Here is a 17,840-nt window from a genome sequence, read left to right on the forward strand (position 1 = left end):
TCGTCGCGGAGGCGTTGTTCTTCGGCGAGGCGGGCGGCCTCGGCTGCTTCGGCGGCGGCCTGTTCGGCGGCGAGGCGTTCGGCTTCGGCCTTCTCGGCGGCGATGCGCTCGGCCTCGGCTTCGTCGCGGAGGCGTTGTTCTTCGGCGAGGCGGGCGGCCTCAGCGGCTTCCGCGGCGGCTCGCTCGGCGGCGAGGCGTTCGGCTTCGGCGGCTTCTGCGGCGGCTTGTTCGGCAGCGAGGCGTTCGGCCTCGGCCTTCTCGGCCGCAGCTTGCTCGGCGGCGACTCGCTCCGCCTCGGCCGCCTCCGCGGCGGCCTTCTCCGCGGCGACCCGCTCGGCTTCGGCTGCTTCTGCGGCGGCCTGCTCGGCAGCGAGGCGTTCAGCCTCCTCCGCCGCGGCCCGCTCGATCTCGGCCTGCTTCTCGGCGGCCTCCTCGGCGGCGACCCGCTCCACGGCCAGTCGGGCCGACTCGGCGTCCTCGGCAGCCGCACGCTCGGCGACCAGCCGGTGCTGCTCGTCGCGCTCTGCCGCCAGCCGCTCGTCCTCGACCCGAGCACCCTCGAGCCGCTCCGCCTCCGCAGCCTCGGCGGCAGCCTTCTCGGCTTCCAGGCGTGCCCGCTCGGCCTCCTCGGCACGGGCCGCCTCGTCGGCGGCGGCGATCTCCGCGCCGGCTGTCTCGAGCGGGTCGACCGTCTCGAGGTAGGAGCTCAGGAAGTTCGCCGGCTCCTCACCGCCGTCGACCTGGCGATCCCAGGCAGCCGTCGGTGCCGGTACGTCGTCGTCCTGGGCGGCCGCCTTGCGGCGGCGCCCGCGAGGGGTCGGCGCGGGCTCGTCGGCTACCGGCGTACGGGGCTTCGCGACCGGCTTCGCCGGCGGTGTGTCCCGGATGGCCGGGATCTCCCCGGTGGCCCAGGGCTCCATCGAGAAGGTGTCGTCGGCGAGGTCCTCGGCCCACGTGGTGACCCGCGGCTCGTCAGCGGCGGCGTCCGTCGTACCGGCTGGCTCGGCTCGCGGCGAGGCGACGGCAGGCGCGATCGCCTCGTCGTCGGGGAGGTTGTCCTTGTTCTTGCGGCGCCCGAAGATCCCGCGACGGCCGCTCGGCGTCTCGTCCTCGGTCTCCTCGATCGGATCCGGCGCACCGCCGTCCGCCATGGCCTGGTCGAGAACCGCCAGCGGGTCGTACGGCGCGACCTCGCCCCGGAGGTCGGAGGGGGAGCGGGTGGCGCTCTCCTCCTCCTGGACGTCCTCGAGGCCGTCGAACGCGATCCGCAGCGGGTCGATCAGGTCGTCCTCGCCGGTCGCGGCGGACGAGGCTGCAGGTTCCTGCTCAGGGTTGACGGAGCCGGCGCGGCGACCACGTGCCACGACTCACCCCTTCCCTGGTCCACCCGAACGGGCGGTGCTCACCCCTGCAGTCTGAACCCTTGCATGTTTGCGGAGCCAATGCCGCACTTCGCCACGAATTGTCGCACTCGGATACCGGTACCGGATCAACGATCCAGAGATTGATTCGACACGGAGAGCCGCCTCCCGGCTGTGGTCCCGGACACGAACAGCCCGGCAATGTTCCGTGAACTCGACAGGTTTGCTGCTCAGGGGGGATGACAGAACCCTCAACCTTGGTAGTGTCTTACCTGCAGGTGCAAGTTCCAGCGGTTTTACCAACGCGGTTGGAGTTTGTGATCCAACGGCGTTTCTTCTCCTTGCGAGGCGGGACGACGTATCACCGCATCTGTGAAGAGGCGTCCGAAGTGGTCGTCTCTCGCCCCAATAAGGAGAATTACCAGCATGGCTCAAGGCACCGTTAAGTGGTTCAACGCCGAGAAGGGTTTCGGCTTCATCGCTCAGGAGAACGGCGGGGACGACGTCTTCGTTCACTACTCCGCGATCCAGTCCAACGGCTACAAGTCGCTCGATGAGAACCAGAAGGTCGAGTTCGACGTCACGCAGGGTCCCAAGGGCCCGCAGGCGGAGAACGTTCGCGCCATCTGATCTCACGATCACCTAGCTGTACAAGTCTGAGGGGCTTCGACCAAATGGTCGGAGCCCCTCAGCAATTGCGTGTATGAACGTGGGTAGCAGGTCTCGTCAGCTCGCCCAGGCAGGAGGTTCGTCGTGTCTCCAGACCCGCTCGAGGTCGAGCTCGAGGATGCCGACCTGCTCGACGAGGTCGAACTGACCACCACCCTGATCGCGGCCGCGAACCAGTCGGACGGCCCGCTGGCGCCCGCGGAGATCGACCGGCTGCTCGGACTCGGCTGACCGTCGTACCGCACGGATCTGGACGATCCCGGTGTGATACCGGTAACCGTCGTCGTACGGCGTACGCTCAGACCGCCCGGTCGGGCATCCCCGGTGGCGCAGCCGCTTGTGCGACCGCCATGATCTACACCTAGCATGTGTGCCGTTCTGATCCTGCTCTCCAGGAGTTCACCTTGGCGTTCAAATTCAAGCCAGTCGACACCGCGTTCTACAACCTGCTGACCGCGCAGGCGGTGCACCTGGTCGAGGGCGCTGCGTTGCTGGCGGAGCTGCTCGACGAGGGCACCGACCGGACGGAGCTCGCCGGGCGGATGCGGGCGGCTGAGCACGAGGCCGACGAGACCACCCACGAGATCGTCCGCCGGGTGAACAGCACCTTCGTGACCCCGTTCGACCGCGAGGACATCTACGCGCTGTCCTCGATGCTCGACGACGTCATGGACTACATGGAGGAGTCCGTCGACCTGGTCGTCCTCTACGAGGTCGAGCACCTGCCCGAGGGGATGACCGAGCAGATCGAGGTCATCCAGCGCTGTGCGGAGCTGACCGCCGAGGCGATGCCGCGGCTGCAGGCCATGAAGGACCTCGAGGAGTACTGGATCGAGGTCAACCGCCTCGAGAACACCGGCGACAAGAGTTACCGGCGGATCCTGGCCAAGCTGTTCAGCGGCAAGTACGAGGCCCTTGAGGTGATGAAGCTCAAGGACGTCGTGGACTCGCTGGAGCACGCGATCGACGCCTTCGAGAAGGTCGCCAACATCGTCGAACAGATTCACGTCAAGGAGTCCTGACCGGTGGAACTTGCCATCGTCATCGCGGTGGTAGTGGTGGCCCTGGCCTTCGACTACACGAACGGTTTCCACGACGCGGCCAACGCGATCGCGACTTCCGTCTCGACCCGTGCGCTGACCCCGCGGATCGCGCTGACCCTCGCGGCGATCATGAACTTCATCGGTGCGCTCCTCGGCCAGCAGGTCGCGCACACGGTGAGCGACACCATCGACGTACCGGGGGGCAGCCACGGGCTGATCATCGTGATGGCCGGCCTGCTCGGGGCCATCACCTGGAACCTGATCACCTGGTACTTCGGCCTGCCGTCGTCCTCCTCGCACGCGCTCATCGGCGGGCTGGTCGGGGCTGCGCTCGCGGCGGCGATGTTCTCCGACAAGGGCATCTCGGTGCACTGGCAGACGATCCTCGACAAGGTCGTCATCCCGATGCTCGCGTCCCCGGTCTTCGGCTTCGCGGCGGCGTTCCTGGTGATGCTCGCGATCATGTGGATCTTCCGGCGCCGGAGCCCGCACCGGGTCTTCCGCGGCTTCCGGCTGGCGCAGACGGTCTCCGCGGCGGCGCTCGCGCTCGGCCACGGACTCCAGGACGCCCAGAAGACGATGGGCGTGATCTTCCTGGCGCTGGTCGCCGGCGGCTACGCGAGCGACGGCGACGACCTGCCCCTCTGGGTGATCCTGGCCGCGGCCGGCGCCATCTCGGCGGGCACCTACGCCGGCGGCTGGCGGATCATGCGGACCCTCGGCCGCAAGATCATCCACCTGGACCCGGCCCGCGGCTTCGCCGCCGAAGCGGTCGGTGCCGGTGTGCTGTACTCGACCGCCTTCATCTTCCACGCGCCGATCTCCACCACGCACACGATCACCTCGGCGATCATGGGCTCCGGAGCGACCAAGCGGTTCTCCGCCGTGCGCTGGGGAGTCGCCCGCACGATCGTCACCGGCTGGGTCCTCACCTTCCCCGCCGCAGGCCTGGCGGCAGCGATCGTCTACTGGATCTGCCACTTCGTCTTCCAGCTCCCCTGACCCCCGCCGGGCCTGGTCCGGTCCTCCAGGTCGGGCGGCGCACCGTCCCGTCCCGTCCGGTCCCACGCCGCGGCCGCCGTACCTTCCGTCCCCGCACGTCGTACGGGAACATGCGAATGTTGCTGCCGGTGCGGATGAGGCTTTCGGGAGCATCTCGGCCCACATTCGCAGGTTCGAGTACGGCGGCGCGCAGTCTGTGGATCACCTCAACCGAGCGTGCACCCGATTGCGCACGGTTGGGCCATGGACCTCATCAGTCATGTCACGATCCTCGGCGGTGCGTGCCAGCGCGCTGTCCTTGTCGAGCGTTGCGGGCGAAGCGCGGTGGACCGAGCGCTTCGTACGGGCACTCTGCTTCGGGTCGGGCGCGGCCGCTACGCGCTGACAACCGCGAGCCAGGCCGTCCGTGCGGCGGCAGCTCACGCCGGCGTCGTGTCGATGCGGAGCGCTGCGCAGCGGCACGGTTGGGGCCAGCGTCGGGTGCCGGACCTTCCCGACGTGACCTTCCCGCGCGATCGGAGGATCGATCCGAGCGTCAGATCCGTGCTCGTGCCGCACTGGTCGAACCTGGCACCCGAGGACGTGGTCGACGGTGTGACGTCGATGCGTCGAACGCTGATCGACTGCATGCGCAACCTGCCCCTCGAGGAGTCGGTCCCGATCGCCGACAGCGCCGTACGGGCCGGCGACATCACGTCGCCCGCACTCGTACGGCTGGCGGCGTCGATGCGGGGACGCGGTCGGAGGCGGGCGATGGCGGTCGCGGCGATGGCTACGGCGGCAGCGGCGAACGCCTACGAGTCGACCCTGCGCGCCATTGCCTCGACCGTGCCCGGGCTCAACGTGGAGCCGCAACGTCCGATCCGGATCGCCGATGGTCGGGTGCTGCATCCTGACCTGCTCGACGAGCGGCTCGGCATCGTGATCGAAGCGGAGAGCTTCACCTGGCACGGCGAGACCGCCGCCCTGACCCGCGACTGCGCTCGGTACAACGCGTTCGTGACCCAGGGGCTGATCGTCATCCGGTTCAGCTGGCCCCAGGTCATCTTCCGGCCGGCGTACGTCGTTGAGGTGCTGGCCAATGCCGTCGCCCTCGCACACCGACATGCGAATGTTGCGCGTGGTGCTCCTGCATACGCCGCCTGACCCGGCAGCAACATTCGCATGTTCCGGTACCAGGCGCAGGGGGAGAAGGGTCAGCCGAAGCGGCCCGAGATGTAGGCCTCGGTGGCTTCCTCGTCGGGGACGCTGAAGATCTTCTTGGTCGGGTTCATCTCGACCAGGCGGCCCGGCTTGCCGGCGCCGGCCAGGTTGAAGAAGGCGGTGTCCTCGGAGACGCGGGCGGCCTGCTGCATGTTGTGGGTCACGATGACGATCGTGTACTGCTCCTTGAGCTCGTGGATCAAGTCCTCGATCGCCGACGTCGAGATCGGGTCGAGGGCTGAGCAGGGCTCGTCCATCAGCAGGATCTGCGGCTCGACCGCGATCGCGCGGGCGATGCAGAGCCGCTGCTGCTGACCACCGGAGAGGCCCATGCCGGGCTTGGTGAGCCGGTCCTTGACCTCGTTCCAGAGGTTCGCGCCCCGGAGCGCCTTCTCGACGACCGCGTCAGCATCCGACTTGGAGAGCTTCTTGTTGTTCAGCCGCAGCCCGGCGAGGACGTTCTCGTAGATCGACATCGTCGGGAACGGGTTCGGGCGCTGGAAGACCATGCCGACCATCCGACGTACCTCCACCGGGTCCACGGCGCTGTCGTAGAGCGACTGCCCGTCGACCAGCACCTTGCCCTCGACGCGGGCGCCCGGGATCACCTCGTGCATCCGGTTCAGGGTGCGCAGGAAGGTGGACTTGCCGCAACCGGAGGGTCCGATGAGGGCGGTCACCGACCGCGCGGTGATCGTCATGTTGACGCCCTCGACCGCGAGGAAGTCCCCGTAGTAGATGTTCAGGTCAGAGACATCGATGCTCTTGGCCATGATCTTTTCCTAGCCTCAGTCTTTCTCAGTGCCCGGTCTTGGGGGAGAACAGCTTCCCCAGGACGCGAGCGAGGATGTTGAGCGCCATCACGATCAGGATCAGGATGAGCGCGGCTCCCCAAGCCATCTGCTTGAGGATCTCAGGGTTGCTTCCGGGTTGGGTGTAGCTGCCGTAGATGAAGACCGGCAGGCTCGCCATCTGGCCGTGGAACAGGTTCAGGTTCACCGAGTCGGTGGCGCCGCAGATGATCAGCAGTGGAGCGGTCTCGCCGATCACCCGGGCGATCGCCAGCGTCACGCCGGTGATGATGCCGGCCATCGCGGTCGGGATGACGACCTTGAGGATCGTCTTCCACTTCGGCACCCCCAGCGCGTACGACGCCTCGCGCAGGTCCGCGGGCACCAGCTTGAGCATCTCCTCGGACGAACGAACCACGATCGGGATCATCAGGATCGACAGGGCGACACCGCCGCCGATGCCGAACTGGGTCCCCGGCCCGACGATCAACGAGAACAGCGCGTAGGCGAAGAGGCCGGCGACGATCGAGGGGATACCGGTCATCACGTCGACCAGGAACCGGATCCAGCGGGCGAGCTGGGAGTGGGCGCCGTACTCGACCAGGTAGACCGCGGCGAGCAGTCCGATCGGGACGGAGATGACAGCGGCGGCCAGCGTGATCAGCAGCGTTCCCATGATCGCGTGGTAAATGCCGCCGGGCTCGCCGATGACGTTGCGCATCGAGTAGGTCAGGAACTTGCCGTTCAGCGCGCCCTTCCCCTCGTCGATCACCTTCCACAGCAGCGAGACCAGGGGGATCAGTGCGATGGTCAGCGACACCCAGACGAGCGACGTCACCAGACGGTCGGTGGCGGCACGCGCGTTCTCGATGATCCGGGACCAGGTGGTCAGGCCGATCAGGTAGAAGATCGCGGCGACGATCCCGATCGGGATCACGCCCCACCCGAGGGTGAGGCCGAGGAGCGCGGACGCGGCGACCGCCACGACCAGGGCGATCAACGGTGCGTACTGCGGGAGGCGCGGGTTCTTGATGCTGCGGGCAGCGCGCTCGGTGGGGGCTGGGGCGAGATCGGTCATCACTTGCTCCCGGGCTCGTAGCGGGACACGATCGCTCGCGCCGAGAAGTTGACGACGAAGGTGATCAGGAAGAGCACCAGGCCGGAGGCGATCAACGCGTTCCGTGCGGTGCCGGTCGCGTCGGCGAAGGTCAGGGCGATGTTGGCGGCGATCGTCGACGGGTTGGTCGCGGAGATCAGGTTCCAGGTGACCACGCCGCTGGCCGAGAGGACCATCGCGACCGCCATCGTCTCGCCGAGTGCCCGGCCCAGGCCGAGCATGGCCGCCGAGACGATCCCGGACCGGCCGTAGGGGAGGACCGCGAGCCGGATCATCTCCCAGCGGGTCGCGCCGAGCGCGAGCGCGGCCTCCTCGTTCAGCCGCGGCGTCTGCGCGAAGATCTCGCGGGTGATCGCGGTGACGATCGGCAGGACCATCAGGGCCAGCACGATGGAGGCGGTGAAGATGGTCCGGCCGGTGTTGGACGCCGGTCCGGCGAAGAACGGGATCCAGTCGAAGTGGCTCGCCAGCCACTTGTAGACCGGGACCAGCTTCGGTCCGAGTACGGCGATGCCCCAGAGCCCGTAGACGACCGACGGGACCGCGGCCAGCAGGTCGACCAGGTAGCCGACCCCGGCAGCGATCCGACGCGGTGCGTAGTGCGAGATCGACAGTGCCACGCCGAGTGCCAGCGGGACCGCGATCAGCAGGGCGATGACGGCGGCCAGCAGCGTGCCGAAGACCAGCGGGGCGACGTAGGTCAGCAGGTTGCTGTGGCCCTTGAGGTCGTCGGGCCCGGCGCCGAACGCGGGGATGCCCTCGACGGTGAGGAAGATGCCGACGCCGGCCAGCGCGATCAGGATCGTCAGGCCGGCGGCGCGGGTGAGGTTGGCGAAGACCAGATCGCCCAAGCGTCGCTTGGGCGATCCGGTCCCCGTCGTCACGGTGCTCACGAGAGTGTTGATTCCTCGGTGGTGGTTACTTGGCCGCGATCGTGTTGATGATCGAGGCGGCCTTGGTCTGCAGCGCGGCCGGGAGCGGAGCCGAACCGGCGTTGGACGCCGCAGCGGCCTGCCCGTCGGTGCTCACGACGTAGCTCAGGAAGCCCTTGACGATGTCGGCCTTCGCCTTGTCGTAGGTCGGGCAGGCGATGACGTACGACGCCAGGAACAGCGGGTAGGCGCCGGCCTCGGTCGTGGTCCGGTCGACCTTGATGGCGAGGTCACCCTCGGCGCGGGTGTCGTCGGTCGGGGAGACCTCGAGCGCCTTGGCGGCACCCTCGGCGGACGGCGCGACGTACGCGTCGCCGACCTTGATCGACGCAACGGTCAGGTCGCCGACCTGGCTCTCGTCGGCGTAGCCGATGCTGCCGGACTTGATCGCGGCGATGACGCCGGAGGTGCCGTTGGCGGCCTCACCGGACTTCAGCGGCCAGACCTTGTCGGACGGGTACTTCCAGGCGCCGTCGGCGGCCTTGCTCAGGTAGTCGGTGAAGTTCTTGGTGGTACCCGACTCGTCCGAGCGGTGGACCGGGGTGATCGTGCTGCCCGGCAGGTCGACGCCCGGGTTGTCGATCGCGATCGCGGCGTCGTTCCACTTGGTGATCTTGCCGTCGAAGATCTTAGCGATCGTCGAGGCGGACAGGTTCAGCTTGTCGACGCCGTCGAGGCTGTAGACCACGGCGATGGGGCTGACGTAGCTCGGAACCTCGAGAGCGTTCTCGCCACCGCAGCGGGACTTCGCGGCGTCGATCTCACCCTTCTCGGCGTCGAGAGCGGAGTCCGAGGCGGCGAAGTCGATCGCGCCGTCGACGAACTGCTCGACACCCGCGCCGGAGCCGGACGGGTTGTAGTTCACGGTCACGCCGGAGTTGTCGGTCTGGTATCCCGCGCGCCATGCCTTCATGGCGGAGTCCTGCGCGCTGGAGCCGGCACCGGCGATGGTGCCCTTCAGGGAGCTGCCGGAGCCGTCGGACTCGTTGCCGGCGCCACATGCCGACACCGCGAGACCGAGAGCAAGGGCTGCGATGCCGGGAGCGGCGACGCGTCGGAGTGTGCGGTTCACTTGAATCTCCTGTTGTCTTTGACGGTTTGTCACTTAAGACGTTAGGAATCTGAAGTGACGCGTCGCGCCGACGCAGGTGAACGCAAGGTGAACGCGAAACGGCCATGTGGTCGAGGTCCAGCGGGGACGCGGCGCGAGGAGACGCCGGTCACGTCCCAGGGACCGGGATCCGTTCATCGGACCAGGTAGCGCTCGGTCGCGACGACCCGTCCCTTCCGGTGGTGGCAGACCACCATCTCGCCCGGCCCGAGCGGCTCCTCGGAGATGCCGAGGACGTCGAGGACGTCGGGCAGCACCGGGCGGTGGGTGCAGAGCACGGCGTTCTCCTTGGTCGCCAGCAGGTCGCGTACGACGGTCTCGACGGTGACCGCGGTCGAGTCCACCTCGTTGAGCCCGGGCACCGCCTCGACGGCCAGCACCTGGTCGCGCGCGTACGGCGTCACGGTGCGCAGGCAGCGCTGGCTGTCGGAGGTGACCACCCGGGTCACCCCGAAGGCCGACAGCACCGGGATCAGGCTGCGGGCCTGCACCCGGCCGACGTTCGTCAGCGGCCGCTCCTCGTCCGGGCCGGTCCAGGTGGCCCGCTTCGTGGCGCGCGCGTGCCGGAGCACCACCAGGACGCTGGTGCGCTTGTGCCGGCGCTCGACCCGGTCGAGCAGCTCGACGTCGCCGGTGTAGGTCAGCCGGGCCCGCGCCTTGTCGAATCCGAACCAGGCGACCTGGTCGATCTCGTCGTTGGCCGCGTAACCGGAGACGTCCGGATCGCCGACGACCCTGCCGATCCAGTAGTGCACCGTCTTGGCGCGGCCGCCGGACACGACGTACAGCTGCGGCGGCAGCGGCCGGTCCAGCCGGATCTCGACCCCGGTCTCCTCGAGCACCTCGCGGACCGCGGTCGTGGTGACGTGCTCGCCGGGGTCGCGCTTGCCCTTCGGCCAGGCCCAGTCGTCGTACTTGGGGCGGTGCACGAGAAGCACCTCGCCACCCCCGTCCTTCCGTACGACGACAGCTCCGGCGGCGACGACGTCCGGCCCGTTCGCGAGGATCTCCTCCGTGGGTGCCTGGTCCTTGGGGGCCATGACGCTAGTCTCACCGGCAGTCGAGCAATTGGGGAAGTCGCCGTGGGTAAACATCGTCGTGTCATCTCTCTGCTGGTGGCCTTCGCCGTGATCGTGACCGTCGTCGTGGTCGCCCAGCGGATCTGGCGCGAGCACAACCGCTCCGATCTGAGCCGCGCCCTCGACGTGGTGCCGTCGGCCACGAAGCGGCTCTCGTTCACCGACTGGCGCGAGGTGCGCAGCGCGCTGAAGATCGAGGCCGGCGACGACCCGGACACGGACCTGGTGGACGACCTGATCTCCCGCGCCTACGACGCCGACCTCTCCGCGGTCTCGAGCGTCGACGAGTCGGCCTCGGCGCTCCAGGAGCACTTCGGCTTCTCGCCGGCCACCGCGGACTGGGAGGCGTACGCCCAGGCCGACGACGGGGCGACCATGGTGCTGCGGATGCCCGACGACTTCGACTTCGACAAGGTCCGCGGCAACCTCGACGACCTCGGTTTCACGAAGCCGAAGAAGGAGGACGGGATCTGGGTCGGCGGCATCGACCTGGTCGCCGCCATCGACCCGACGATCACACCGGAGCTGCAGTTCGTCAGCGTCCTCGCCGACCAGCACCTGGTGGTGACCAGCGACACCGAGTCCTACGCCCGTACGGCGAGCAGGGCCGCGCAGGGCGACGCGAAGTCCCTGGGCGACCTGACGTCGGCCCGGGAGGTGGTGGACCCGCTGGAGGAGCCGGCGGCCGCGATGGTCTGGACGCGCGATTTCGCCTGCTCGGACCTGGCGATGTCCCAGGCCGACGACGACGCCCGGGCCCAGGCGGAGGTCCTGCTGGCGAACGCCGGCAAGCTGACCCCGCTGTCCGGGATGGCGATGGCGTTCGGTGCCGATCGCAGCCTGGCGGTCTCCCAGCTGTTCGCCGACAAGGCGGCCGCGAAGGAGAACCTGCGGGCTCGGGCCAAGCTGATCGTCGGCGAGGCCCCCGGGCGCGGCGGGTCGTTCAGCGACGACCTGGAGCTGAAGTCCTCCGGCACCGAGGGTGCGACCGTGCAGCTCCGGCTCACTCCGCGCGAGAAGGCCGGGTTCGTCCTCTCCGCGGTCGACAGCGGTCCGGTGCTGTTCGCGACCTGCTGATCAGGGACGCGTCAGCGGACCTGATCGTCGGTGGTTGAGCAGCGAGCGCGGCTGAGGAACGAGGCCGGGACCGAGCCTGTCGAAACCTGGTGAGGTGCGCGCAGACTCAGCGCTTCAGCGTGTTGTACGCGAACGCCACCGCGCGCCGTACCGGACGGCCGGAGGGGGCCGGGTTCTTGAACGACTCGACGTAGCGCTCGATCGAGCGCCGGAACGAGGTCTCCAGGACGGCGTCGAGGTCCTCGCCCGGCAGCACTCGCGCGGCGACGTGCCGCCAGAGCCGCTCGTCGATCCGGGTCCGCTCGTCGAGCAGGTCCAGGGTCTCCTGGTCGAGCTCGGCGGCGAAGTCGGGGCGCATCCGCTTGGGCACGTAGGCCCGCTCGTTCAGGCGTGTCTCGGAGAGCGGTTGGCCGAGCCAGTCACCGAGCCGGGCCACGAAGCCGGCGTTCTCGACCAGGTCGACGTGGGCCATCGCCTCGAGCCGGGCCAGCGCCGCGTCGGCGACCGCGTCGTCGTCGGCGGGTGCGATGAACTCGCTGCCGCGGAGCACCGGGTTCGGCCATGCCAGGAAGCGGGCGATCGTGTTGTCGGTGTTCGTGGTCACCAGCGGGTGCTTCAAGTACTCGCCGAGCGGCAGCCAGCCGACCCGGAACGCCTCCGCGCCCGGTCCCCAGTGCCGGATGTCGAACTCGGTCAGCGACCGGCTGTGCATCCACTGGGACAACAGCCGCGACTTCGGGTTGCGCAGGAAGGTGATGTGGTCCGCGCCCGGGTAGCGGGTCATCGTGGTGTGCGGACCGATGTGGCCGGCCACCAGCGTCGCGTCCGCGGGGAGCTCCTCGGGGGACAGGTACATCATGTCCCGCGCGGTCGCGTTGAACGCGTCGAACTCGTCGTACTCGCCGGCCAGCGAGCGGTCCATGCCCTGGACGTAGATCTCCGGCTTCAACGCGTCGTGCAACGCCGCGGTCAACGAGGTACCGGCGGTCTTCGGAATGTGGCTGAACACCAGTGGGCGGCCCGGTCCGTACTCCCGCATCACTGCCCCTTCGTCTCGCGACCCGTGGTCGGGCGGGCCTGCGACGCGACCCTACAGCGGCGTGGTCGCCCCCGCCCGGGCATTGCGGAACTGGGGCTCAGCGACGTCGGTGGTGCGCGGCCACCAGCGCGTTCTGCAGGTCGAGCAACGGTTCGTCCCCGACCGGTTCGCAGGCCGACCAGGTGCCGTCGGAGTGCAGCTCCCAGGCCGCCGTACCCGGGTCGAAGGCGAGGTCGAGGACCGAGCCGACCTCGGCGACCAGCTCGGGGGTCGGCAGCTTGACGAGGACCTCCACCCGGCGGTCGAGGTTGCGGTGCATCATGTCCGCGGAGCCGAGGTACGCCTCCGGCTCGCCGCCGTTCTCGAACCAGAAGATCCGGCTGTGCTCCAGGAACCGGCCCAGGATCGAGCGGACCTGGATGGTCTCGCTCAGACCGGGCACGCCCGGTCGCACCGAGCAGATGCCCCGCACCAGCAGCTGCACCGGTACGCCGGCGCGGGAGGCCCGGTACAGCTCGTCGATCACGGCCTCGTCGACCACCGAGTTGGCCTTGATCCGGATCCGGGCCGGCGCCCCTGCCTGGTGGTGGGCGACCTCGGACCGGATCCGCTCGATCAGGCCGGACCGGACCGAGTCCGGCGCCACCATCAGCTGGTCGTAGGAGGCGTTGCGGGACCATCCGGAGAGGTTGTTGAAGAGGTGCGCGACGTCCTCGCCGATGACCTCGTCGGTCGTGAGCAGGCCGAAGTCCTCGTACATCCGAGCGGTCTTCGGGTTGTAGTTGCCGGTGCCGATGTGGGTGTAGCGCTTGATCCCGTCCGGCTCCTCGCGCACCACCATCGCCAGCTTGCAGTGCGTCTTCAGGCCGACGATGCCGTAGACCACGTGGCAGCCGGCCTGCTCCAGCTTGCGGGCCCAGCGGATGTTGGCCTGCTCGTCGAAGCGGGCCTTGATCTCGACGATCACCAGCACCTGCTTGCCGGACTCGGCGGCGTCGACGAGGGCATCGATGATCGGGGAGTCGCCGGAGGTGCGGTAGAGGGTCTGCTTGATCGCCAGCACCTGCGGGTCCGCGGCGGCCTGCTCGATGAACCGCTGCACCGAGGTGCTGAACGAGTCGTACGGGTGGTGCAGCAGCACGTCGCCCCGGGAGACGGCCTTGAAGACGTCCACCGGGGAGGACGACTCGACCGGGGCCAGCAGCCGATGGGTCGAGGGCAGGAACGCGTCGTACTTGAGGTCCTGGCGGTCCAGGTCGGCGATGTCGTGCAAGCCGCGCAGGTCCAGCGGGCCGGGCAGCCGGACCACCTCGTCGCCGCGGACGCCCAGCTCGGAGATCAGCAGGTTGAGCACCCGCTCGTCCATGCTCTGCTCGACCTCGAGGCGGACCGGCGGGCCGAAGCGGCGGCGGAGCAGCTCCTTCTCCAGTGCCTTGAGCAGGTTCTCGGCGTCGTCCTCCTCGACCTCGAGGTCCTCGTTGCGGGTCACCCGGAAGGTGTGGACGGCCTTGACCTCCATCCCGGGGAAGAGCCGCTTGAGGTGCTCGGCGATGACGTCCTCCAGCGGCACGAACCGCTGGTTGCCGAGCGCGACGAACCGGCTGAAGCTCTGCGGCACCTTGACCCGGGCGAAGTGCTCCTTGCCGGTCTTCGGGTTCGCGACGAGCACCGCCAGGTTGAGGGAGAGCCCGGAGATGTACGGGAACGGGTGCGCGGGGTCCACGGCCAGCGGCGTCAGCACCGGGAAGACCCGGTCCTTGAAGATCTTCTTGCAGTGCTTCTGCTCGTCGCGGTCCAGGTCCTCCCAGCGGACCAGCGCGATGTCCTCCTCGGCCAGCGCCGGGATCAGCTGCTCCTGGAACACCTGCGCGTGCCGGGCCATCAGGACCGAGGCCTCCGCCCAGATCTGGGCGAGCACCTCCTTCGGCATCAGGCCCGACGCAGCCCGTACGGCGACGCCGGCGGCGATCCGGCGCTTGAGGCCGGCGACGCGCACCATGAAGAACTCGTCGAGGTTGCTGGTGAAGATGGCCAGGAACCGGGCCCGCTCGAGCAGCGGCAGCGCCGGGTTCTCGGCCAGCTCGAGCACCCGCTGGTTGAACCGGAGCCAGGAGAGCTCCCGGTCGAGGAACCGGTCGTCGAACTCGCCGGTCTCCAGGTCGTCGACCTCGGGCTCGTACGGCGGGTCGACGTCGAACGGGGCGACCACGTGCAGCGCCGACTCCAGCGGGCCGTCGCCCGGATCGGCGGGGAACGTGTCGGTGCTCATGGGGCGCAGTGTGACAGGGACAGGTGAACGGAGCGTGAAGTACTTTGAGCCCATGTCCTCCCTCCAGACCGCCGTCGAGACCGTCGTGCTCCGGGTCGCGATGGGCCTTCCCGAGCGCGCCCAGCGCGCCCTGCTGCGCAAGCCGGTCGTCCTCGACGGGCAGACCCTGGCCGCCGAGACCCAGATGCTGCTCAAGCTCCAGGAGATCACCAAGCAGCCGCCGCTCGGGGTCGGGATGTCGGCGGCCGAAGCGCGCCCGGTCGTCGTCCAGCAGGGGCGGATGGTGGCCGGCAAGCAGCCGATCGGCGCGCTCCGCGAGCTCACCGTGGACGGCGCCGAGGGGCCGATCGCGGCCCGGCTCTACCTGCCGTCCTCGCGGCTCGGCGCCGACCCGGTGCCGACGCTGATGTTCATCCACGGCGGCGGAATGGCGCTCGGCGACCTCGACAGCCACGACGGCGCCTGCCGCCACCTGGCGGAGCTGGCCGGCGTCCAGGTGCTCTCGATCGACTACCGGCTCGCGCCGGAGCACCCGTTCCCGGCCGCGGTCGAGGACTGCTTCGCGGCGTACCAGTGGCTGGTGAAGAACGCCGACGCGCTCAACGCCGACCCCGAACGGCTCGCCGTCGGCGGCGACTCGGCCGGGGGGCTGCTCTCGGCGACCACCGCCATCCAGGCGGCCGAGGCCGGCCTGCCGATGGCGTTCCAGCTGCTGATCTACCCGGTCGTGGACTTCACGACCCGGTCGCGCAGCCAGGAGCTGTTCGACGGCGGCGGCTTCTACCTGACCAAGGAGGGGATGGATCGGCTGAGCGACTGGTACTTCCCGGACGAGGCCGCCAAGGCGTCGCCGCTCGGCTCACCGGGGGCCAGGACCGAGCTGCCCTCCGGGTTGGCGCCCGCGTTCGTCGCCACCGCCGGCTTCGATCCGCTGCGCGACGAGGGCGAGGCCTATGCCCGGCTGCTCGCGCAGCACGGCGTCCCGGTCACCACCCAGCGGTACCCGTCGATGATCCACGGGTTCTTCAACATGGTCGGTGTCGGTCGGGAGGCCCGCGCCAACGCCGCCGACATCGCCGCCCGGCTCAAGGTCGCGCTCGGAGCCTGAGGCTAGATCCCGCTGGTCGTCCCGCGGTACTGGACCTCGGTCCGCACCGTGGTGAAGCCCTGACGCTCGTAGAGCGCGACGGCCGGGTCGTTGTCGCCGTCGACGTAGAGGATCACCTCGTCGACACCCTGGGTGGCCAGGTGGGCCAGGCCGATGTTGGTCAGCACGCTGCCCAGCCCGCGCCCCGCCGCCTTGGGGTTGGTGGCGACGACGTACACCTCGCCGTACGGCGGGTTCTCGTCGCGGTGCACCTTGGTCCAGTGGAAGCCGAGGATCTCCGGCTGGCCCGGCTCGGGCACCTCCGGTACGGCGAGGAAGAGGCCGGCCGGGTCGAACCACGGCGAGGCGACCCGCTCGGCGAAGTCCTCGTGCGTCATGTGGCCCTGCTCGGGGTGGTGCGTGAACGCGGCGGCGTTCACCTCGAGCAGCGCGGCCTCGTCGGCCGGGGTGAAGGTGCGGATCCGGACACCGGCGGGGACCGGGAGCGGCGTCACCGGCAGGGAGGTCGGCCGGCTCATGATCCGGAGCTCGCGCTCCTTGGGGATGCCGAGCCGGGACGCGATCCGACCGGCGGACGGATGGTCGCCGTGGGACCAGGCCTCGACCTTGTCGGTGGTGGCCAGGGCGGCCCGGGCCAGGGCGGTGCCGACGCCTGCGTTCCGGGCCTCCGGGTGCACCGCGAGGTCGAGGATCTGACCGTGCAGCAGCGCGAACCCGCCGTCGCCGAGCCAGAGCGCGGCGTCCCGCAGGCCGCGGTGCTGGAGCTGCAGGCACGCCTGCTCGTTCAGCGTGATCACGCCGTCGGCGGTGTCGCACGCCTCCGCGATCCGGCGTACCTCGGCGGCGGGGCCGGTGCCGCTCGCGGAGTCGAAGTCGTCGGGATCGATCCGGGCCAAACTCATCGGTGGAGCCTCACTTCGCTGGCGCGTCCTCGCGGTCGCGGGCCTTCTCCTTGGGTGGGAGCACAAACCTATATCCGACGTTGCGCACGGTCCCGATCAGCGACTCGTTCTCGGGGCCGAGCTTGGCGCGGAGCCGTCGTACGTGCACGTCGACCGTCCGGGTGCCGCCGAAGTAGTCGTAGCCCCAGACCTCCTGGAGCAGCTGCTCCCGGGTGAAGACCCGGCCGGGGTGCTGGACCAGGTACTTGAGGAGCTCGAACTCCTTGAAGGTCAGGTCCAGGGTCCGCTTGCCCAGCTTGGCGGTGTAGGTCGCCTCGTCGACGACGACCTCCCCGCCGCGGATGATGTGCGCCTCCGGGTCGTTCGGGTCGTTCGCGCCGGCCTGGCGCCCGAGGGCGATCCGGATCCGGGCGTCGATCTCAGCCGGTCCGGCGGTGGCCAGGACGACGTCGTCGATGCCCCAGTCGGCCGCCACCACGGCCAGGCCGCCCTCGGTGACGATCAGCAGCACGGGGCTGTCGGATCCGGTAGTCCGGATCAGGCGGCAGAGGTCCCGGGCGTGCGCGAGGTCACGGCGGCCGTCGATCAGGACCAGGTCGGTGGCGGGCGCCTCGAGGAGGGCGCTGCCCTCGGCCGGCAGGATCTTCACCTGGTGCGGCAGCAGGGCGAGTCCGGGCAGGACGTCCGCCGACGGCTGCAGGGCGCTGGTCAGCAGAAGCAGGGCACTCACGCGCGTCCTCCCGTCTGACCACAGGTCCAGCCTGGGGTCGGCCAATACGAGAGGATATCGAACATGAACGCCCCACCGGCACCGGATCAGCCACCTGCCGGACAGATCACACTCCGGTTCTGGGCTGCGGCACGCGCCGCGACGGGGGTCGCGGAGGAGCAGATCGGTGTCGGCGGACCGGTCACCCTCGCCGACCTGATCGCCCGTACGACGGCCGCGCACGGGGGTCCGGGGAGCCGCGCGGAGGCGGTGCTCCGGACCTGCTCGTTCCTCCTCGGCGACCGCCCGGTGGGCAAGGCCGACCCGGCGACGGTGCTGGTCGGTCCGGGGGAGACCGTGGAGTTCCTGCCGCCTTTCGCCGGAGGCTAGAGGTGCGGGCGGGACGCCGGCGGAATGTTTCCCGTCGT

The 17,840-nt window shown here is 69.5% G+C and carries 17 protein-coding genes and 1 pseudogene; 8 read left to right on the plus strand and 10 right to left on the minus strand.

What is annotated here, in order from left to right:
- Positions 1-1,364, minus strand: a pseudogene (locus tag EFK50_RS00005) (hypothetical protein); the annotation flags it as partial.
- 423 nt (positions 1,365-1,787) lie between these two features.
- Here EFK50_RS00005 and cspE point away from each other — a divergent pair.
- The 5 genes from cspE to EFK50_RS00025 all read left to right on the plus strand — a co-directional run bounded on the left by cspE (position 1,788) and on the right by EFK50_RS00025 (position 5,221).
- Positions 1,788-1,991, plus strand: a complete 204-nt coding sequence (gene cspE, locus EFK50_RS00010) for a transcription antiterminator/RNA stability regulator CspE (RefSeq protein ID WP_123225503.1) — start codon at positions 1,788-1,790, stop codon at positions 1,989-1,991.
- 123 nt (positions 1,992-2,114) lie between these two features.
- A complete protein-coding gene (locus EFK50_RS21955; protein ID WP_183407617.1) occupies positions 2,115-2,261 on the plus strand; it encodes a hypothetical protein in 147 nt (48 codons plus the stop codon).
- 173 nt (positions 2,262-2,434) lie between these two features.
- A complete protein-coding gene (locus EFK50_RS00015) occupies positions 2,435-3,052 on the plus strand; it encodes a DUF47 domain-containing protein (protein ID WP_123225504.1) in 618 nt (205 codons plus the stop codon).
- A 3-nt stretch (positions 3,053-3,055) separates the two neighbouring features.
- Positions 3,056-4,075, plus strand: a complete 1,020-nt coding sequence (locus EFK50_RS00020; protein ID WP_123225505.1) for an inorganic phosphate transporter — start codon at positions 3,056-3,058, stop codon at positions 4,073-4,075.
- A gap of 543 nt (positions 4,076-4,618) precedes the next feature.
- Positions 4,619-5,221, plus strand: coding sequence for a PDDEXK family nuclease (locus EFK50_RS00025; RefSeq protein WP_148046001.1), 603 nt, complete (start codon positions 4,619-4,621; stop codon positions 5,219-5,221).
- 50 nt (positions 5,222-5,271) lie between these two features.
- On the opposite strand, the gene pstB is transcribed toward EFK50_RS00025, so the two are convergent.
- The 5 genes from pstB to EFK50_RS00050 all read right to left on the minus strand — a co-directional run bounded on the left by pstB (position 5,272) and on the right by EFK50_RS00050 (position 10,269).
- Positions 5,272-6,051 (minus strand): phosphate ABC transporter ATP-binding protein PstB, encoded by a 780-nt coding sequence (gene pstB, locus EFK50_RS00030; protein ID WP_123225507.1) that lies wholly within the window; start codon positions 6,049-6,051, stop codon positions 5,272-5,274.
- Positions 6,052-6,076: 25 nt separating this feature from the next.
- On the minus strand, positions 6,077-7,147 hold the full coding sequence (gene pstA, locus EFK50_RS00035) for a phosphate ABC transporter permease PstA (protein WP_123225508.1): 1,071 nt from the start codon (positions 7,145-7,147) through the stop codon (positions 6,077-6,079).
- Positions 7,147-8,079: a phosphate ABC transporter permease subunit PstC gene (pstC, locus tag EFK50_RS00040; RefSeq protein ID WP_123225509.1), complete on the minus strand. Its 933-nt coding sequence runs from the start codon at positions 8,077-8,079 to the stop codon at positions 7,147-7,149. Before pstC ends, pstA begins: the two co-directional genes overlap by 1 nt.
- 25 nt (positions 8,080-8,104) lie before the next feature.
- Positions 8,105-9,190 (minus strand): phosphate ABC transporter substrate-binding protein PstS, encoded by a 1,086-nt coding sequence (pstS, locus tag EFK50_RS00045; RefSeq protein WP_123225510.1) that lies wholly within the window; start codon positions 9,188-9,190, stop codon positions 8,105-8,107.
- A 173-nt stretch (positions 9,191-9,363) separates the two neighbouring features.
- On the minus strand, positions 9,364-10,269 hold the full coding sequence (locus EFK50_RS00050) for an NUDIX hydrolase (protein WP_221177217.1): 906 nt from the start codon (positions 10,267-10,269) through the stop codon (positions 9,364-9,366).
- Between the two features lie 75 nt (positions 10,270-10,344).
- On the opposite strand from EFK50_RS00050, the gene EFK50_RS00055 reads away from it, so the two are divergent.
- On the plus strand, positions 10,345-11,385 hold the full coding sequence (locus EFK50_RS00055) for a hypothetical protein (protein WP_123225511.1): 1,041 nt from the start codon (positions 10,345-10,347) through the stop codon (positions 11,383-11,385).
- A gap of 106 nt (positions 11,386-11,491) precedes the next feature.
- Here the strand turns inward: EFK50_RS00055 and EFK50_RS00060 are convergent, their stop codons facing one another.
- Together EFK50_RS00060 and EFK50_RS00065 are read right to left on the minus strand one after the other, a co-directional pair.
- Positions 11,492-12,424 carry a sulfotransferase family 2 domain-containing protein gene (locus EFK50_RS00060; RefSeq protein WP_123225512.1) on the minus strand — a complete coding sequence of 311 codons (933 nt, stop codon included), beginning with the start codon at positions 12,422-12,424 and terminating at the stop codon, positions 11,492-11,494.
- 97 nt (positions 12,425-12,521) lie between these two features.
- Positions 12,522-14,693: an RNA degradosome polyphosphate kinase gene (locus EFK50_RS00065; protein WP_221177218.1), complete on the minus strand. Its 2,172-nt coding sequence runs from the start codon at positions 14,691-14,693 to the stop codon at positions 12,522-12,524.
- Between the two features lie 52 nt (positions 14,694-14,745).
- Here EFK50_RS00065 and EFK50_RS00070 point away from each other — a divergent pair, with 52 nt between their 5' ends.
- Positions 14,746-15,801 carry an alpha/beta hydrolase gene (locus EFK50_RS00070; RefSeq protein WP_123225514.1) on the plus strand — a complete coding sequence of 352 codons (1,056 nt, stop codon included), beginning with the start codon at positions 14,746-14,748 and terminating at the stop codon, positions 15,799-15,801.
- Between the two features lie 2 nt (positions 15,802-15,803).
- Here the strand turns inward: EFK50_RS00070 and mshD are convergent, their stop codons facing one another.
- Together mshD and EFK50_RS00080 are read right to left on the minus strand one after the other, a co-directional pair.
- The gene (gene mshD, locus EFK50_RS00075) at positions 15,804-16,703 is read right to left on the minus strand and encodes a mycothiol synthase (RefSeq protein WP_123225515.1); all 900 of its coding nucleotides are present in this window, start codon (positions 16,701-16,703) and stop codon (positions 15,804-15,806) included.
- A 10-nt stretch (positions 16,704-16,713) separates the two neighbouring features.
- On the minus strand, positions 16,714-17,433 hold the full coding sequence (locus EFK50_RS00080; RefSeq protein ID WP_123225516.1) for a response regulator transcription factor: 720 nt from the start codon (positions 17,431-17,433) through the stop codon (positions 16,714-16,716).
- A 63-nt stretch (positions 17,434-17,496) separates the two neighbouring features.
- On the opposite strand from EFK50_RS00080, the gene EFK50_RS00085 reads away from it, so the two are divergent.
- On the plus strand, positions 17,497-17,802 hold the full coding sequence (locus tag EFK50_RS00085) for a MoaD/ThiS family protein (RefSeq protein WP_123225517.1): 306 nt from the start codon (positions 17,497-17,499) through the stop codon (positions 17,800-17,802).
- Positions 17,803-17,840 lie beyond the last annotated feature (38 nt).

This window comes from Nocardioides marmoriginsengisoli (genome assembly GCF_003725695.1).
Lineage (GTDB): Bacteria > Actinomycetota > Actinomycetes > Propionibacteriales > Nocardioidaceae > Marmoricola > Marmoricola marmoriginsengisoli.